Annotated in this window: 16 protein-coding genes and 1 tRNA gene; 11 read left to right on the top strand and 6 right to left on the bottom strand. The window is 57.3% G+C overall.

Annotated features, from left to right (window positions below; genetic code table 11):
* Positions 1-303 precede the first annotated feature (303 nt).
* From ABRP88_RS09700 to ABRP88_RS09680, 5 genes are all read left to right on the top strand, one after another.
* On the top strand, positions 304-1,080 hold the full coding sequence (locus ABRP88_RS09700) for a hypothetical protein (RefSeq protein WP_284770832.1): 777 nt from the start codon (positions 304-306) through the stop codon (positions 1,078-1,080).
* A 14-nt stretch (positions 1,081-1,094) separates the two neighbouring features.
* Positions 1,095-1,277 carry a hypothetical protein gene (locus tag ABRP88_RS09695; protein ID WP_284770833.1) on the top strand — a complete coding sequence of 61 codons (183 nt, stop codon included), beginning with the start codon at positions 1,095-1,097 and terminating at the stop codon, positions 1,275-1,277.
* The gene (locus ABRP88_RS09690; protein ID WP_284770834.1) at positions 1,274-2,086 is read left to right on the top strand and encodes a trypsin-like serine protease; all 813 of its coding nucleotides are present in this window, start codon (positions 1,274-1,276) and stop codon (positions 2,084-2,086) included. The genes ABRP88_RS09695 and ABRP88_RS09690 overlap by 4 nt, the downstream gene beginning before the upstream one ends.
* A 1,206-nt stretch (positions 2,087-3,292) precedes the next feature.
* Complete coding sequence (locus ABRP88_RS09685; RefSeq protein WP_349837073.1) at positions 3,293-5,446, top strand: copper-translocating P-type ATPase; 2,154 nt, start codon at positions 3,293-3,295, stop codon at positions 5,444-5,446.
* Between the two features lie 91 nt (positions 5,447-5,537).
* The gene (locus ABRP88_RS09680) at positions 5,538-6,023 is read left to right on the top strand and encodes a MarR family winged helix-turn-helix transcriptional regulator (RefSeq protein ID WP_005276035.1); all 486 of its coding nucleotides are present in this window, start codon (positions 5,538-5,540) and stop codon (positions 6,021-6,023) included.
* On the opposite strand, the gene ABRP88_RS09675 is transcribed toward ABRP88_RS09680, so the two are convergent.
* Complete coding sequence (locus ABRP88_RS09675) at positions 6,024-6,572, bottom strand: DNA-3-methyladenine glycosylase (RefSeq protein WP_284854128.1); 549 nt, start codon at positions 6,570-6,572, stop codon at positions 6,024-6,026.
* Complete coding sequence (locus ABRP88_RS09670; RefSeq protein WP_349837072.1) at positions 6,572-7,474, bottom strand: polysaccharide deacetylase family protein; 903 nt, start codon at positions 7,472-7,474, stop codon at positions 6,572-6,574. Before ABRP88_RS09670 ends, ABRP88_RS09675 begins: the two co-directional genes overlap by 1 nt.
* A 169-nt stretch (positions 7,475-7,643) precedes the next feature.
* On the opposite strand from ABRP88_RS09670, the gene ABRP88_RS09665 reads away from it, so the two are divergent.
* A tRNA-Ala gene (locus ABRP88_RS09665) sits at positions 7,644-7,716 on the top strand.
* Positions 7,717-7,769: 53 nt separating this feature from the next.
* Here ABRP88_RS09665 and ABRP88_RS09660 read toward each other — a convergent pair.
* The 3 genes from ABRP88_RS09660 to ABRP88_RS09650 form a co-directional block, all read right to left on the bottom strand.
* Entirely contained in the window at positions 7,770-8,243 is a 474-nt protein-coding gene (locus ABRP88_RS09660; RefSeq protein WP_349837071.1) for a GNAT family N-acetyltransferase, read from the bottom strand.
* 35 nt (positions 8,244-8,278) lie between these two features.
* A complete protein-coding gene (locus ABRP88_RS09655) occupies positions 8,279-8,482 on the bottom strand; it encodes a hypothetical protein (RefSeq protein ID WP_005276046.1) in 204 nt (67 codons plus the stop codon).
* Positions 8,483-8,601: 119 nt separating this feature from the next.
* Positions 8,602-9,342 (bottom strand): hypothetical protein, encoded by a 741-nt coding sequence (locus ABRP88_RS09650; protein WP_284850443.1) that lies wholly within the window; start codon positions 9,340-9,342, stop codon positions 8,602-8,604.
* 285 nt (positions 9,343-9,627) lie between these two features.
* Here ABRP88_RS09650 and ABRP88_RS09645 point away from each other — a divergent pair, with 285 nt between their 5' ends.
* The 3 genes from ABRP88_RS09645 (at position 9,628) to ABRP88_RS09635 (ending at position 14,575) form a co-directional block, all read left to right on the top strand.
* Entirely contained in the window at positions 9,628-10,560 is a 933-nt protein-coding gene (locus ABRP88_RS09645) for a methylenetetrahydrofolate reductase (protein WP_349837070.1), read from the top strand.
* On the top strand, positions 10,547-12,817 hold the full coding sequence (metE, locus tag ABRP88_RS09640; protein WP_349837069.1) for a 5-methyltetrahydropteroyltriglutamate--homocysteine S-methyltransferase: 2,271 nt from the start codon (positions 10,547-10,549) through the stop codon (positions 12,815-12,817). Before ABRP88_RS09645 ends, metE begins: the two co-directional genes overlap by 14 nt.
* 120 nt (positions 12,818-12,937) lie before the next feature.
* Positions 12,938-14,575, top strand: a complete 1,638-nt coding sequence (locus ABRP88_RS09635; protein WP_349837068.1) for a dihydroxyacetone kinase family protein — start codon at positions 12,938-12,940, stop codon at positions 14,573-14,575.
* On the opposite strand, the gene ABRP88_RS09630 is transcribed toward ABRP88_RS09635, so the two are convergent.
* On the bottom strand, positions 14,535-15,200 hold the full coding sequence (locus ABRP88_RS09630; protein WP_296089904.1) for an HAD family hydrolase: 666 nt from the start codon (positions 15,198-15,200) through the stop codon (positions 14,535-14,537). The two genes, ABRP88_RS09635 and ABRP88_RS09630, sit on opposite strands and share 41 nt — an antisense overlap.
* 70 nt (positions 15,201-15,270) lie before the next feature.
* Here ABRP88_RS09630 and ABRP88_RS09625 point away from each other — a divergent pair, with 70 nt between their 5' ends.
* Both ABRP88_RS09625 and ABRP88_RS09620 read left to right on the top strand, forming a co-directional pair.
* Positions 15,271-15,801 carry a peptidylprolyl isomerase gene (locus tag ABRP88_RS09625; RefSeq protein WP_005280498.1) on the top strand — a complete coding sequence of 177 codons (531 nt, stop codon included), beginning with the start codon at positions 15,271-15,273 and terminating at the stop codon, positions 15,799-15,801.
* Positions 15,802-15,897: 96 nt separating this feature from the next.
* Positions 15,898-16,545: a rhomboid family intramembrane serine protease gene (locus ABRP88_RS09620; RefSeq protein ID WP_349837067.1), complete on the top strand. Its 648-nt coding sequence runs from the start codon at positions 15,898-15,900 to the stop codon at positions 16,543-16,545.
* The last annotated feature ends 49 nt before the right edge of the window (positions 16,546-16,594 follow it).

Below are 16,594 nucleotides of genomic sequence, written 5' to 3'. Positions count from 1 at the left end.
GTGATGGTCGCCTTATTGTGCACCGGCACGAGGCTTACCACGGGTTACAGATACACCACACTAGCGGACGCAACCTTCCCGACCGCTTCGACAAATACCTATAAACCTAACCCCACACACAACTTGACACGCTCCTATCATATTATATATTTTGCATGTTAACGTCGGAAAGTTATTGAAATTGCCCTTTCTATTTCTGACAGTTTTCTATTTCTGACAATTCTGCAGATTTATGATCTAAAACGGGTACCTTCCGGCGATTTCCAATAGTCACTTCACGTCAACGAGCCAGGAGAAGGTATCATGTTGAAATCTGCTTCCAAGATTATGTCTTTCTTTGCAGTCGGCACCATTTTAATCGGTTCAGCTTCTACTGCTGCCGCTGTCGATATGCCACATAAGGAACCTAATGCTTCAAACAGTACTTGTGCAGCGTCGAATGGCCCATCCAACACGAAGGACACAACCCAGTCTCCAGACAAAGCAGAACTTCTAAAAGAAGCTAAGGGAAATGTCAGCAAGGGAAAAATCCATGCTCATGGTGGCGTCGATCGCCTTGATCTCGACAATACAAAGGTTACGACGGTAAAGAGTGATGACGGAGAAAGCTTTGATCTCGTTACTGTGCCTTATTCGAACGAGGGAGAATATAATTACCTCAGTAACATAACCGTCGCCTACAAGACGGAAGATCACTCCTCTCCAATTGGCCAATCGGAGACGCTTTATACAAAAGGTTCTCACAACAAGTTTAACGTCCAGGTGTTCAAGGATGATCAGCTTGTTAAAGACGAAGGCCTTGACATTGACTATGTTGACGGAGCCACCCTCCAGGCTAATCAAAATGTCCCAATGGCCGATCCTGACGCCCCTGAGCTACAGGGCTGGGGAGAGAAGACCGCATGCATTGGTGCCATTCTTGGTGTTAATGGAGTGGTTGCTGGACTGATCGGTTCGACTTGTGCAACGGCCTGTGGCGTAGAGCCTATCGGCGCGGCGGTATGTGCAGCCTGCGTTGGAGGGATTGCCACCCTCGGCACCGGCGATATCGCCGGTGTCGTCGAATGTTTTAAACTTTAGTTGAGGGGGGCGGAATGAAAGCTGCAATTCTTTTCTTCGGTGCTTTTTCTGCGGCGCTGGTCGTTGTCCTGCTGCCAAGATGCTTTGACGATCCTAGTTCCTTAGAGATTGGCGCCATAGCATTTTTTTCTTTGCTGTCCGTCGGCTTTTTGATGTTGGCGAGAGCCATGAGTGCTGAGCGGTCTGGCAGGAAATGACTGGCTCTCTGCGCCACATAATGCAACTAGCGTTCCACTCACCGCTGCTACCTGTTCTTTTGGTATTTGGCTCCCTTTTTATAGGGATGAAGTTTGAAAGTACTCTGTTGATGGATAGCGGTCGAGAGGGACTTCCTGCTGAAATGATTTCTCTAAAATCTTCGAGCAAAGTTGTGCAACAAGACGACAGGGTTGGACAACTTTGGATAAAAGAATCGGAGGAAGCAATGAAAAAGCGATGCACGGTCAACCACCTGAGAAATGGTTTTTGGATAACCGCACGTCACTGTGTCCAAGGACTCAATGGTCAGAATGCTTCGGGATTCATTAGGCAATATGACGGTCAAAGTGCGAAGGTGGAAGACGTGTATACTAAGGGAGAAACAGAAGATGTTGCATTGATTAAAGTTTCTGACGGAATTACTGCTGATTCATTTGAGCTACCCACAAAGTCCTTAACCTTTAATGATGAAGCGAGCTTGATAGGGTATGGGGGATACCATGATTTCCCCTCCACAGCTGAGGTTCGTGTAGTTGCGTACTATGATAAGTACTCATTTGAAGCAGGCAGCTTTTCCAACATTCTCCAGAGTGTTGCTACTACCGACGCTTGGTCGTGCTCTGGAGACTCCGGCGGCGCGGTATACTCCGGAAACACTATTTATGCTGTTCATACAGCAGGAGGAGCGAATCCCACTTGCCAAGACCGTAGGGGTGGGAAGATGTGGCACTCAGATATCTTCCCGTATGCTGATTGGATTAATTCCCTTATGAAGGAGACGCAGGATAGCAGTGAAAGTTACCGTTAATCTTGGGAGGATTCTCCTTTGGGGACAAAAAGAGCGAAAGATGCCAAGATAGTTAGAGCGCATGTTTCGGACTTATGCAGATTGGGTTTAGATGGATCTAGTTTTCCACCTAAACCCAATCTGCATCTTTTTGCGAACTTAGTTTCACGGCTGTGCTTATTTCCGGCAGGCTGACGGTTCTTAATTCTTGACTTCCAGTGACAAAGGAACTTCCCTAGTACTTCTCGTTGTTGGAAGCATTGAAGAAAAGCCACCTACGGGGGTGTCGGAGTCGTGGCTTTTTGCTTTCCTTCTGTCCGACTATGTGCCGGGGAGGTGCGCTGCGGACACCCAAAAGAGAGTGTCTAATGGTTTGTGTGTGGGTTCGGGATTATAGGTGTTTGGCGAGGCAACCTCCTAATGAACCAACACCTTCTCCGAGCCGGACCCAAAAACCGAGCCTGGCACTGTCACTGGTTCAGAGATGCAGAAGGCACAGATGCACCATTCCGACAGACTCGACCCCTTCTCATTTCGAGATCGCCCCCGCTCTCAGCGTTAAGGCCCTAAAATGGATAACTGTTTTGGGATATGAGTCCGGCCACCATCGTTATGTATGGTTGCCTTCTATTTGTGACATTGGCGCTGATTCAATTGTTCCGACACATTTGCTGGGGACTATCCGGTACTTAAAGCAGACTTTTTCGAACTAGGCAAAATTGTTTGGGTTGGCGAAGAGGAAATTGCAAGTGCAAAGGCACAGGCCGTCGGAGGGTTTGAGTTACTATAAAGATTTAATTGAGCGCGCCAAGGAAAGAATCTGGAGCAATAAGGATTTCCCTTTATCGAAATTCTTGTAAAGCTCTGTTAAAAGTTAACCAAGCGGGTTCCGCTGCTTTATTGAAATCTGCTAGGCGTGGGATCTTTTGCCCAATAAAGACTGTGGGCACGTAGTCCCTTATGACGCCACCTGAAGCGCGTTAGATTTTCTCATCTACTCAAACGGAGCAAACCTAGGACATTTCACGAGACAACCTCAGCAACACTTTCTGTCGTTTAAGCTGAAAGGACTTTTCGGTAGTTCCACTTCACCTCTCATGCGAAAATGGCTCCTTCCGTTCTTGTAAAATATACCTCCCCGGGGTATATGGTGGGGAGAGTAACCATCACTGTGTTCCACCGAAGCTAGGACTCCTCATGGTGCAAGGAGGAGAAGAAAGGAACTTCATGAGTACTTCTCACCAACACGGTGAGCATTCCGGTGCTCACCAGGCCGCGGAAGCGGACCATACGCAACACACAGATCATGGCGGTCACGAAGAACACTCCCACGGTGACCATCACGGTCACGGTCACGAGCACGGCCACGGACACGGACACGGACACGGGGAGCACGCGGCGATGTTCCGCAGCCGCTTCTGGTGGTCGCTGCTGCTATCGGTACCGGTCGTCATCTTCAGCCCTATGGTCGCAGAATTGCTCGGCTACGGCGTACCCGAATTCACTGGTTCATCCTGGATTCCCCCGGTGCTCGGCACCATCATCTTCATTTATGGCGGCACGCCGTTCCTGCAAGGCGGCTGGTCGGAACTGAAATCCCGCCAGCCCGGGATGATGCTGCTTATCGCCATGGCCATTACCGTGGCGTTCGTTGCCTCATGGGTCACCACCTTGGGTATTGGAGGATTCGACCTAGATTTCTGGTGGGAGCTGGCCCTCTTGGTCGTCATTATGCTGCTGGGCCACTGGTTGGAGATGCGTGCACTCGGCGCGGCCTCCTCCGCTTTGGATGCCTTGGCAGAACTTTTGCCTGACGAGGCTGAGAAGATCATCGATGGGCAGACCCACACCGTGCCAGTCTCTGAGCTGGCGGTGGATGACATAGTACTGGTTCGCGCTGGGGCGCGGGCGCCTGCCGATGGCACCATTGTTGAAGGCTCAGCCGAGTTCGATGAATCCATGATCACCGGTGAATCCCGGCCCGTCTTCCGCGATAAAGGTGAGCGCGTGGTCGCCGGTACGGTAGCTACAGACAACACCGTCCGCGTCCAGGTAGAGGCCATCGGTGGGGATACGGCCCTGGGTGGTATTCAAAGCATGGTCGCCGAGGCGCAGGAATCTTCCTCCCGCGCCCAAGCCCTTGCCGATCGCGCCGCAGCGTTGCTCTTCTGGTTCGCGCTGAGCGCAGCCTTTATTACCGCGGTGGTCTGGTCCATTATCGGTAGCCCAAGCGACGCCGTGGTGCGCACCGTCACCGTGCTCGTCATCGCTTGCCCCCACGCCCTCGGTTTGGCTATCCCACTGGTCATTGCGATCTCTACCGAGCAGGCCGCACAGTCTGGAGTACTCATCAAGGAACGTATGGCGTTGGAGCGCATGCGCACTATCGACGCCGTCCTCTTCGATAAGACCGGCACCCTGACCGAAGGTGCGCACGCGGTCACCGGTGTCGCAACCGTTGAGGGCATCAGCGAGGGGCAGCTGCTAGCAGTGGCCGCCGCGGCCGAGGCCGATAGTGAACACCCGTTGGCCCGCGCCATCGTCAAGGCAGCCGAAGACCACGCGGAAGCATCCCAGGAGCAGCTGCACAGCTCCGATTTCAGTGCTGCCGCCGGTCGTGGAATCCAGGCCACCGTCGATGGGGCAGAGGTCCTCGTCGGTGGACCGAATATGCTGCGCGAGCTAGAGCTTGCCACCCCTGGGGTTTTCGATGCGCAGGTTGAGGAGTGGTCCCAACGCGGCGCGGGTGTCCTGCACGTCGTGCGCGATGGTCAGATCATCGGTGCTCTCGCGGTTGAAGATAAGATTCGTCCCGAATCCCGCGCGGCCGTACAGGCCCTCCAAGAGCAGGGCGTCAAGGTTGCGATGATTACTGGCGATGCCACGCAGGTCGCCGAGGCCGTTGGCGAAGAACTGGGTATTGACGAGGGTTTTGCCGAAGTCCTGCCGCAGGACAAGGACTCCAAGGTCACCGAATTACAAGAGCGCGGCCTGGCAGTGGCCATGGTTGGCGATGGCGTCAACGACGCCCCAGCCTTGGCCCGCGCGGAAGTCGGCATCGCCATTGGCGCCGGCACCGATGTCGCCATGGAATCCGCCGAGGTGGTGCTCGCCAGCGATGATCCGCGGTCGGTGCTTTCAATGATGAGCTTGTCGCGCGCTAGCTACCGCAAGATGATCCAAAACCTAATTTGGGCATCTGGCTACAACATCATTGCCGTGCCCTTGGCGGCAGGCGTACTCGCACCCATCGGTGTCGTGCTCTCCCCGGCGGCCGGTGCGGTATTGATGTCGCTATCGACCATCGTGGTGGCATTCAACGCGCAGTTATTACGCCGAATTGAACTGGACCCAGCACGCTTGGCACCCACCAGCCACTAGGTGGAGGAGACCAAGCTCGAATAAGTGGTACGGGGACTTCGGCTACTTGGGATTATTTTAGAATTGAAGTCCAGTTGCTAAAATAATCCTCATGACCGAGCGGGACGACTTTTGGCTTGAAGAGGATGAACTAGCAGCATTCATGTCCCTGATGAGCGTGAATGTCCGGCTCACCAATATTCTGGACGCGCAGCTCCGCGATGACGCCAAGCTAAGCTTCTTTGAATATACGGTGCTCTCACGGCTATCAGAGGCCGAGAACCATGAGATGCGCATGCGGGATCTTGCGATTACCGCAAATGGCTCCCTGTCCCGCCTGAGCCAGGTCGTTACCCGCCTGGAGCGCCAGGGCTGGGTCGTGCGGCGTCCTTGCCCCAATGATGGGCGGACGACGATGGCGCACCTTACCGATAGCGGCTGGGACAAGGTAGTAGAAACCGCCCCAGGCCACGCCAAGCAGGCCCGCCGATCCGTTATCGATAATCTGACCCGTGCGCAGATCCATCAGATGACCCAAATAAATGAACGCATCATCAAAGCCATCGAAGCAGACGAGCGCTATGGCGGCCGCTATTAATTACTTTTTGGGATAGCCGCGGCGGCCGGAGACGGTCTTATCAAAGGGAATCCAAAACCGCAGGGCCGCTTCCTGGTTTTTGGAGATGCCAATGCGCGGGCCGCGCACCCACTCCGGTGCAGAGTCGCGGCCAGAAAGCTGCACTGGCAGGTGGTTATCTTCCAGCGTTGCTCCCAGAGCTTTTCCGAGGTTCCCAGGGCCGCGGGCTAGATTATGAAAATCGCTGGTGCCGCGTCGTGCAAAGGCGGTATCGATACCGGATAGCACCTCACCGCCGCGCAGTAGGCACCCTTGGCCCACGCCTTCGGGTGCGCATACGATGTTGACATTGCGGTGGATGCCGTAAGAGGCATACACGTACAGTCGGCCGGGTGGGCCGAACATGGCTGCATTGCGCGGGGTTTTCCCACGAAAGGTATGGGCAGCGGCATCGTCCGTGCCTAAGTAGGCCTCGACCTCCGTTAGGCGAATGCTCACCCCAGCGTGCGTGATGACGCAGCCAAGAAGTTGCGGAGCTACGACATCAGCAGTGCGGGAAAAATCAATCATTAACGGGAGTAGTAGCGCTTTCCATCTACCGGGGTGCGCAGTAGCTCATCGAGGCTGACGGGCTCTAGGCCCTTTGCGCGCAAGCCGTCGATAATGCACTCGGCCGCATTTACGGTGGTCGGGTGAATATCGTGCATCAAGACGATGGAGCCTGGGTTAGCATCTTGGACGGCGGCATTGCAGACGTGCTGCGAGTCGCGGATCTTCCAATCCAAGGTATCTACATTCCATAGTGCCTGCGACAGGCCCTTATCCCTTGCTACCTGGTCAACCGTCTCATTGGTGGCACCGTAGGGCGGGCGCAGCCACTGCGGATTCTGCCCAGTGGCATTGCGGATCGCCGCATTGCCGGCGTCTATTTCTTGGGCAATATCGCCGTAAGCTAACTGGTTGAGCTGGCGATGGGTCTTGGTGTGATTGCCAATGGTGTGACCTTCTGCCTGCATGCGCTGGAGCGCTTGGGGGTACTGGTAGGCGTGATCCGCTAGCACCATGAAGCTGGCGTGGGCGTTTTTAGCTTTGAAGGTGTCCAAGAGCTGGTTGGTATAAGGGCTTGGGCCATCGTCAAAGGTAAGGGCCACGCAATTTGGGCAATCGATGCCGTTGGCCTGTGGCTGCGGGGCTGGTTGCGGTGCGGCCCCAGCTTGGGGATTTGGCGCGGGTGCGGCTTCCTTCTGCGGCTCGTCTTGCGGCGCTACCGTGGAGACAAGGTCCTCTGCCTGCGCGCGGGTGCTGTCGATGCGGCTTTGAATATCGGTCTGAATCTCAGAAACCGCGGATTGGATATTTGGTTCTGAGGAGCCGACTACTTTCGGGGTGCCTTCGAGGAATTGCGCATTGGCGCAGGCAGGAAGGGCAGCGGTGGCGAGCACGGTGAGCGCGGAGGTAAGAAGACGACGCATACTTTTCCTAGGAACGAGGACAGATGGGCACGAGTAGCCAGCCTACTCCACTGCGAAGGGAATTACGGGATAAACCGCGTGTGATAAAAGTGATAGAAGTAAAACACTGTGGCGCGGTTTCATCGGCATTTTTGGAATGAGCGGCTACAGTAGTAGAGTACAAGCCACTGGGGCATTAGCTCAATTGGTAGAGCATCTGCTTTGCAAGCAGAAGGTCAGGAGTTCGATTCTCCTATGCTCCACAGGAAAAGTCCGGGTTCTGGTCAAAGAATCCGGACTTTAGTCATGCATAGGGCTAGGAAAAGCGCTTAACCATGATGTAATGCTCGGCGTACACACCTACATGCTCGAAGCCCAAGCGTTCATAAAGCCGCTGGGCACGCGGATTATCGGGGTGGACGGCCAGGGAAATACCGGGCGCTTTGAGGGTCTGGGCGAGGGAAATGGCGGCATCGATAAGCGCGGTGGCAATGCCCTGGCCCGCAAAGCGGCTTTCTACCGCGATGGCAAATTCTGGGATGGCCGGTTCCACGAACCCGTAACCGTGATTGTCCTCGGTACCCCAATTGAGCCACACCCCGCCGGCGGGCACGAGGTCCTCCCAAGCGATGAAACCTCCCTGGTTGGGCTCCCAATTTTCCACGTAAAAGGAAAAATCATCGGCAAAACCGGAAGAAAGCTCGCCTCGTTCATCACCGAAGGTATCGGTCAGGAAGTTGAGGCGAGCTATATAAGTGCGATCGGATTCTTGTGTCGCGCGAATTTCCATAATCCCCAGGATATATGAAGAATCCGCCGGGCTAGTTAAGCCAAGTGGTAGTTATGCACGTCCGCGCCGTTGAATTCGCGCATTTCACCGGATTCGTCAACGGAGCGGAAGGTAGCGCCGTTATCGATGGCAAAGCGGAGGTTATCCACGCGCGGGGAGGGATCATCGGTTACTGGGCCTGCGGGGAAATAGTACGTTGAACCGTCTTTGAGCTTGACGGTGAGAGACTCAAAGCTCATTGTTTATCTCCTTGTAGAAAGCCTTAATGGGTGAATTCAAGCAGGAGATTTTTGAATAGGCAAAGCAATGAGATCTAGGCAACGCCTAGTGCACCCCCACGGCGGGGGTGCGAGAGGAACTACTGCTCGTCAGATTGCAGGCGGTGCTTGCCCTCACTTTGGTGGTCATCCGTGATGCGGCTGGTGTCTGCCTCCTCTGCGGCGGCCTCTTCTTCCTCGCGGTGCTTGGCCAGCTGTTCATCGATGGAACCCAAGAGCTCTTCATCGCGCACGGCACCCTCTTCAGCGAGGTCCGAATCGTTTTCGGGCTTAGCTTCGCTAGTGGAGGTGTAGACCAAGGTAGATTCTGGGGCTGTGTTTTGGGTGTTACCGCGGTAGTCATCTACGCGCGGTGGGGTCTGAGAAGGCTTGTCATTGGAGCGCAGCCAAGCGTAAATCGCACCGGTTGCCGCGGCGAGCAGGGCAATGATTCCGGCAACAGTCCAGAACTTGGAAGACGTCTTGTTCTTCTTGGTCTGCTTCTTTGCAGCCTTGGTGGCCTTCTTCTTGGCCTGCTTGCGGGCCTTTTTTGCCTTCTTGGTGGCTTCCTTTTTGGCCTCATCGAAACGCTCGACGGCGTCTTCGCGGTAGTTATTGAAGTCCTCTAGTGCGCGCTCGAGGCGGGAGTGTGCGGCCTGGGTAACGGCGCCTGCCTGCTTGCGGGCCTCATCGAAGGCGTTGTTGTCTTCCTTTTGCATCTGTTGGGCAGCCTCTTCGAGGGCGGTATAAGTTTCGCGGGACTTTTCTTGCCGGTAATCGCGCAATTGCTTCCACATATTGGAACCGGTCTTGAACGCCATTTTCACTACGGTGGGGTTCATTGGTGCAGGTGCTCCTTAGGTGAGATTTATTTGTCTTTTCCATCCAGCATAGTGGTCAGCCTGACACCCCACCACTGTTTTGGCGGGGGGATTCAGGGGTGGAAACAACCGTAAAATAGACCGCTTGGTTCAGAATGGAGGATTAATATTCACGTCGATTTTGGCTAACCGCGCTGTTTATGGGCCTGCAAAGGTAATACCATTAGCGTCGCGCTACCCCGCAAACTGAACAGCTTGGTACGTTTTCCTCCAGACAGCAATTGAGATCGGGAAAAGGAGGTGACTATGAGCCCGCGATTTTCGGCGTCAGCACCATTGGATTCCATAAGTGAAGAAGAACTGATGGTGCCGGAGCGTTTGGTCCTATCTTTCGAGGTAATTCCACCGCGCCATGACGCCGATGAAGCCAAAATCGACCGTTTGCTGGAAACCTTGGAAAGCTACCACCCGGATTATATTGCGGTGACAAGTTCCAAACGGTCCGGTTGGCTCGAAGGGACGACGGCCTTTATCGAGCGGATTTCGCGCACCACCTCGATGCGCCCGCTTGCGCACTTGGCCTGCACGGCTGGTTTGCGCACGGAACTAATCGGTTGGATCAACCGCTTGGTCGATGCCGGTGTCCGCGGCCTGCTGGCCCTGCGCGGGGACCTGCCAGAGGAAGGTTTGCCGGAGTACTATCCGCAGCATGCCGATGAATTGATAAGCCTCATCCGGCAATTGGAAAGGCAACAAGCCGCGCGGTTCGCCGCTGGCCGCCTGGCCGTCGGAGTCGCGTGCTATCCCAGCGGGCACGTCGAATCTAAAAACGAAGATGAAGATTTTGACGTCTTGCTCAAAAAGCAACGCCTCGGCGCGGACTTCGCCATTACCCAGCTATTCTTCGATGCCCAGGATTACCTGCGCTTTACCAAAAAGGCCCAACTGGCCGGGGTGCATATTCCCCTTATTCCGGGAATCATGCCCATGACCAGCCTGCGCCGGGTGGAGCGAATGGGAGAGCTGTCCGGGCTCGCCGTGCCCGAAAGGGTGCGGTCGGCGCTCGCGGCAGCGACAACCCCAGAAGAAGAATACGAAACCGGCATGGAACTGACCGCCGAACTAGCCCGCGACATCGTGGCTGGTGGGGCGAGCGGGCTCCATATATATACCCACAACAACCCCGACAATACTCACGACCTACTAACCCGAATCGGAGTAGACAATGACCAACGCTAATTTCCCCAAGGCGACAATTGAGGGCTATCCCCGCATTGGCGCCAACCGCGAGTTGAAGCGCGCGCTCGAGTCCTACTGGGCGGGCCGCATCGATGCGGAGACCTTCGAGTCCGCCGCACACTCGCTGCGCCTGGATACCTACAACCGCCTGCGCGACCTCGGTCTGACCGAGGACTACGCCATCCCGGCAGACGTCGCTTACTACGACCAGGTTCTCGAAACCGCACTGACCGTCGGTGCCGTTGCCGGTGAAACCCTGGATGATGAGTTCACCTTGGCCCGCGGTAATAAGGACACCGCGCCGCTGGAGATGACCAAGTGGTTCGACACCAACTACCACTACATCGTGCCGGAAATTGCTGATGACCACGCTTTTAAGGCGCACCCACAGCGCATTATCAAGCTGGTAGAAGAAGCCCGCGACGCAGGCCACACCGTGCGCCCGTACCTCGTTGGCCCGGTCACCCTGTTGGCCCTGTCCAAGCAGGCCGAGGGTGCTGCCAAGGCCCCGCTTGAGCGCCTAGATGATGCCGTTGCCGCCTACCAAGAGGTCCTGGCGGAGCTGCACAAGGCCGGCGTGGAGTGGATCCAGTTGGCAGAACCTGCCCTCGTTGCAGACCTGACCAACGCTAGCGATGAGGACTTGGCTGCATATACCAAGCAGGCATACTCCGCCATCCTGGGTGCAAAAGAGCGCCCACAGGTCTACCTGACCACCCCGTACGGCTCTGCCCGCAAGGGCCTCGATGTCATCGCAGAGCTCAAGCCAGAGGCCGTTCAGGTTGACCTTTCCGTCGGCACCCTGGCCCTAGATGAGGGCTACCTCGAGCGCGTGAAGAGCCTGAACACCCACGTCGTTGCCGGCCTTGTCGATGGCCGCAATGTCTGGGCCGCCAACCTGCGCGACCTGCGCTCCAAGTACGAGGACCTGGCCGGCAGCATCGATGAGCTGTCCGTATCCACCTCCGTGTCCTTGCAGCACGTGCCGCACTCCGTCGAGGCAGAGTCCAAGCTGCCTGCCGATGTCGCCCCGTGGTTCTCCTTCGCCAATGAAAAGGTCAAGGAAGTCGTTGCCCTGGTACAGGGCCCAGAGGCGGCCGAAGAGGCTTACAGCGTCAGCGACCGCGCCGTGCGCACCCGCGCCGAGTCCGAGCGCATCAACAACGCCGCCGTGCAAGAGCGCATCTCTCAGCTGCCGGAAGGCGAGGTCAAGCGCGAGCCGGCCTTCAACGAGCGCAAGGAAGCACAGAAGGAGCTCGGCCTGTCGGAGCTGCCGACCACCACCATCGGTTCCTTCCCGCAGACCAAGGAAATCCGCCAGGCGCGTGCCGCGCACCGCAAGGGCGAGCTTTCTGATGCCGACTACAACTCCGCCCTCAAGGACGAGGTTAAGTCCGTCATCGAGCTGCAAGAGCGCCTCGGCCTGGACGTCCTGGTCCACGGCGAGCCAGAGCGCAATGACATGGTGCAGTACTTCGCGGAGCTGCTCGATGGCTTCGTTACCACCGAGAACGGCTGGGTACAGTCCTACGGTTCCCGCTGCACCCGTCCGCCAATCGTTGTGGGTGACATCTCCCGCCCGGCTGCCATGACCACTGAGTGGTCGAAGTTTGCACAGTCGCTTTCGGAAAAGCACGTCAAGGGCATGCTGACCGGCCCGGTCACCATCCTGGCGTGGTCCTTCGTCCGCGATGACGTGCACCAGTCCGTATCCGCGGACCAGCTGGGCGTGGCTTTGGCAGACGAGGTCCGCGACCTGGAGAAAGCCGGCATCGACATCATCCAGATCGATGAGCCAGCCCTGCGCGAGCTGCTGCCGCTGCGCGAGCAGGACCGCAAGGCCTACCTCGACTGGGCAGTGCGTTCCTTCCGCCTGGTAGCCCTCGAAGCCAAGCCCACCACCCAGATCCACACCCACCTGTGCTACTCGGAGTTCGGCCAGATCATCGACGCCGTCGCCGGCCTGGATGCAGACGTCACCTCCATTGAGGCAGCACGCTCCCGCATGGAGCTGCTGGAGGATATCGATGAGACCTTCCACTCTGAGATTGGACCTGGCATCTACGATATCCACTCCCCACGCGTGCCTTCCGTGGAGGAAATGGCAGAGCTTATCCGCGCCGCACTCAAGAATGTGCCGCTGGATCGCCTGTGGGTTAACCCGGACTGCGGTCTGAAGACCCGTGGTTACGAGGAGACCGAAACCTCCCTGCGCAACATGGTGGAAGCCCGCGATGTGGTGCGCAACGCCCTCTAAATAGAACCTGAGAAATTCTAGGTTCTTAAAGAAAACGCTATGCAGCCGGTCTGCATAGCGTTTTCGTGATCTTGTACCCACCCGCGACGCTATGGCCGGAACCGGATTACCGTGGGCGCCATGAAGCACTCAGCATTTCGCAATAGCCAAGAATCCTTCCTGTCTGATTCCCTGGCCGGTTTCATTGCCCAGCATCCCGATGCCACCTGGCACGATGCGGGCTTCATTGGGCGCACCACCCCGCTGCGCACGGCCGATGATAAACCGGCGGTTGCGGTCATCTCCGGTGGCGGATCCGGCCACGAGCCCATGCACGCCGGCTTCATTGGGCAAGGCATGCTCGCCGCAGCCTGCCCGGGCCTGCTCTTTACCTCCCCGAACGCGGTCCAGGTCAGCGAAGCCACGCAGTGGGCCGACCAGGGCAGGGGAGTGCTGCACATTGTGAAGAACTACACCGGCGATGTCATGAACTTCACCGTGGCCCGCAACGCGGCAGAGGCCGTAGATACGCGTTCAGTCTTAGTCGCCGATGATATTGCTACCGAAGGCACCGGCGAGGGCCCAGGACGGCGCGGTACCGGCGCCACGATCTTGGTGGAAAAGGTGGCAGGTGCCGCGGCGTATCGCGGCGATGACCTGGACCAAGTAACGGAGCTAGCGGAGAGGACCGCGGATAAGTCCCGCAGCATGTCCGTGGCACTGGGATCCGGCTTTTTGCCCACCACTGGGCGCGATACCTTTGATTTGGACGACGGGCACATGGAAGTCGGCGTGGGCATCCACGGCGAGCCCGGCACCCACACGGAAAAGGTCGATAATGCCCACGCCATCGTCGTCACCGTGCTGGAAAAGCTGGGTGCTGCCCTTAATATCAGCAGCGGCGACGAGGTGGTGTGCCTGGTCAATGGCTTGGGCGGCACCACGCCTTTGGAGCTGAGCCTAGTCTTTGGCGAGGCTTCCGCGCAGCTGGCGGAGAAGGGAATTACGGTAGTGCGCTCCATGGTGGGCAACTACGTCACCGCGGTCAATATGCACGGCGTATCCATCACGCTGCTCAAGGCGGACGATGAGCTGCTCGAGCTTATCGATGCCCCAACCCAAGCCCCCGCCTGGCCGCATACCTTGGGCAGTGCCAAGCAGGTGGAATCGGCGCGGATTACCTTTGAGGATGAATTACCCAGCGAAGGCGCAGAAAACCAGTGGTTGAGTGACTTCGTCGGCCGCGTGCAATCCTCCATCGAGGAGTTGACCGAGCTTGACCGCAAGGCCGGCGATGGGGACTTCGGTACCAATATGGAGGCGGCGCTTGAAAGCATTAAACTGCCGCTGCGCGGCTCGGATGATGAGATTTTCACCGGCCTGGCCAAGCGCTTCCTCGTCCTGGCGGGCGGAACCTCGGGCGCGGTTTTCGGCAGCTTCTTCAACGACATGGCCCGCGCGGAGACCTTAGCGGAAGGTTTGAGCAGCGCGGCAGAGTTCATTCAAGAACTGGGCGGCGCGCAGCGCGGGGATTGCACCATGCTGGATGCGCTCATTCCGGCCGCGGAGAAGGCGCAAGAAATCGGCGCCGAGCGCCCAGACGAGCAAACGCTCCAGGCCCTGTACGAGGCCGCACGGGAGGGCGTGGAAGAAACCGGAAAGATCGCCGCCAAGAAGGGGCGCGCGTCCTATCTGGGCGATCGCAGCAAGGGAGTCATTGATCCCGGTGCTCTCGTGGTTAGCTGGCTATTTGGGGGACAAGCCTTGTCAGCTGACTAAGGGAAGACACATCGCCCTCTCCCTTTCCGGACCTGTCGAGGTACACAGCGCGCAGGCCCGCCCTGCGCGCACCGAGCACATCATTTTCCAGTGAATCGCCCACCATGAGCGTTTCCGCGGGCGTGACATCGAGCCGTTCGCAGGCGGCCAGGTAGGCCTGGCGCTGCGGTTTGGGGTAGCCGAGTTCGACGGTGGGGATAAGGGGGACATCGGCAAGCGCGAGGCCTCCCGCCTCCAGTTTTGCCTGCTGCATCTCGCGCTTGCCATTGGTGAGGATGCCCACCCGGAAGCCGGATGCGAGCGCCCACTCGAGGGTGGGGCGGGCATCGGCAAAGGCGCGCCACTGGCTCTGGTAGGCGGCCAAGTAGCCGTCGTAGGCGGCAAGGGCTGCGGCATCGTCCATGTCCTCGCCCAAAAATTCGCGGCAACGGGCGATGCGCTGGCCTTGGTGGGAGACCTCGCCGCGCTCATAGGCGGTAAACCACTTGCGTTCAATGGCGGCAAAACGCTGGTGCTGCCCAGTATTTAGCCCGCGCTGCCGGCACCATTCATCCACGCCGGCCCGCGCTGCGGCGGTGTGATCCATCAGGGTGTCATCGAGGTCGAAGAGCAACGCGCGAATCATAAGGATAACGATAGCGCGATCGCTGAGAGCGTTATGTCTTGCACAGCGGAGAGGAAGTAAATTCTTTACAATGGCTGGCATGACTCAGAAGACCGCAACTGCAACGATGCATACCAACTACGGCGATATTGTTATCGATCTCTTCGGTAACCACGCACCGGTAACCGTTGAAAACTTCATCGGTTTGGCCAAGGGCGAAAAGGACTACTCCACCCAGAACGCAAAGGGCGAGCAGTCCGGCCCGTTCTACGATGGCGCCATCTTCCACCGCATCATCGATAACTTCATGATTCAGGGCGGCGACCCCACCGGCACCGGCCGCGGTGGCCCGGGCTACCAGTTCCAGGACGAGTTCCACCCAGAGCTGCAGTTCGACCGCCCATTCCTGCTGGCCATGGCCAATGCTGGCCCAGGCACCAACGGTTCCCAGTTCTTCATCACCGTGGCGCCGACCCCGCACCTGAACAACCACCACACCATCTTCGGTGAGGTCACTGACCCTGCTTCGCAGGAAGTCGTTTCCAAGATTGGCAAGGTCGATACCGACCGCATGGATCGTCCGCACGAGGACGTTGTCATCGAGTCCATCGATATCGCCTAAGCGTTTTCTCGCTCCGCGCCCGGCACCACACCCTTCCCGTGGTGCCGGGTTCGTTTAGTTTTATCCGAATGCCAACAAAGGGTCAGCTTCTACGCCATGGTGAAAAATTATTTGCGAACCGCCCCCGTTACCTCGACCATCGCCGCGATCTGCATCATCGCGTGGTCAATTACCGCGGTACAAGCTCGCACATTGGGCGAGACTTTCTTTCTCTCCACGCTGAGCCAAGACTGGGCCTTGTGGGGGCCGCAGTACGCCGATGCGCCGCTAACGGCGCTGTCCTCGGAATTCATGCACTTGGACGGCGGGCACCTCGCGGTCAATATGGTGATGCTCCTGCTCATCGGTAGGGAAGTAGAGCGCGCCTTAGATACCGGGCTATACATTGCCGCGTACCTAGTTTCTTGTTTGGGCGCTTCCGCCATGGTGCTGTGGTTCGATTTTGGCACGCCCACGGTAGGCGCCTCCGGGGCGATCTTTGCCCTGATGGGCATGCTGGTGGGCGTCTTCCGGCAACGCGGGATGGACTTGCGCGCGCCCATCGTCCTCGTATTGGTCAATGTGGGCTATACCTTCGTCGCAGAGGGAGTCTCCCTGTGGGGCCACCTGGGTGGGTTGTGCACCGGCATTGTCTTGAGCTTCTTCCTCTTTCATCGAAATAAATCCGTGCGCTGGGCGGGTGTCACTCTCACCGCTGCGGTCGTCATTGTGTTATTAGCTCTGCGAGCTGGGGTTTGGGGATAACTGTGGAATTTGATCACCGGAATGGGTGTGCGAAAGAAATCCACAATAG

Source organism: Corynebacterium sp. KPL2734 (assembly GCF_040225595.1).
GTDB lineage: Bacteria > Actinomycetota > Actinomycetes > Mycobacteriales > Mycobacteriaceae > Corynebacterium > Corynebacterium rhinophilum.
The sequence above is the reverse complement of the archived record's forward strand: the minus strand, read 5'-3'. Positions and strand labels throughout refer to the sequence as shown.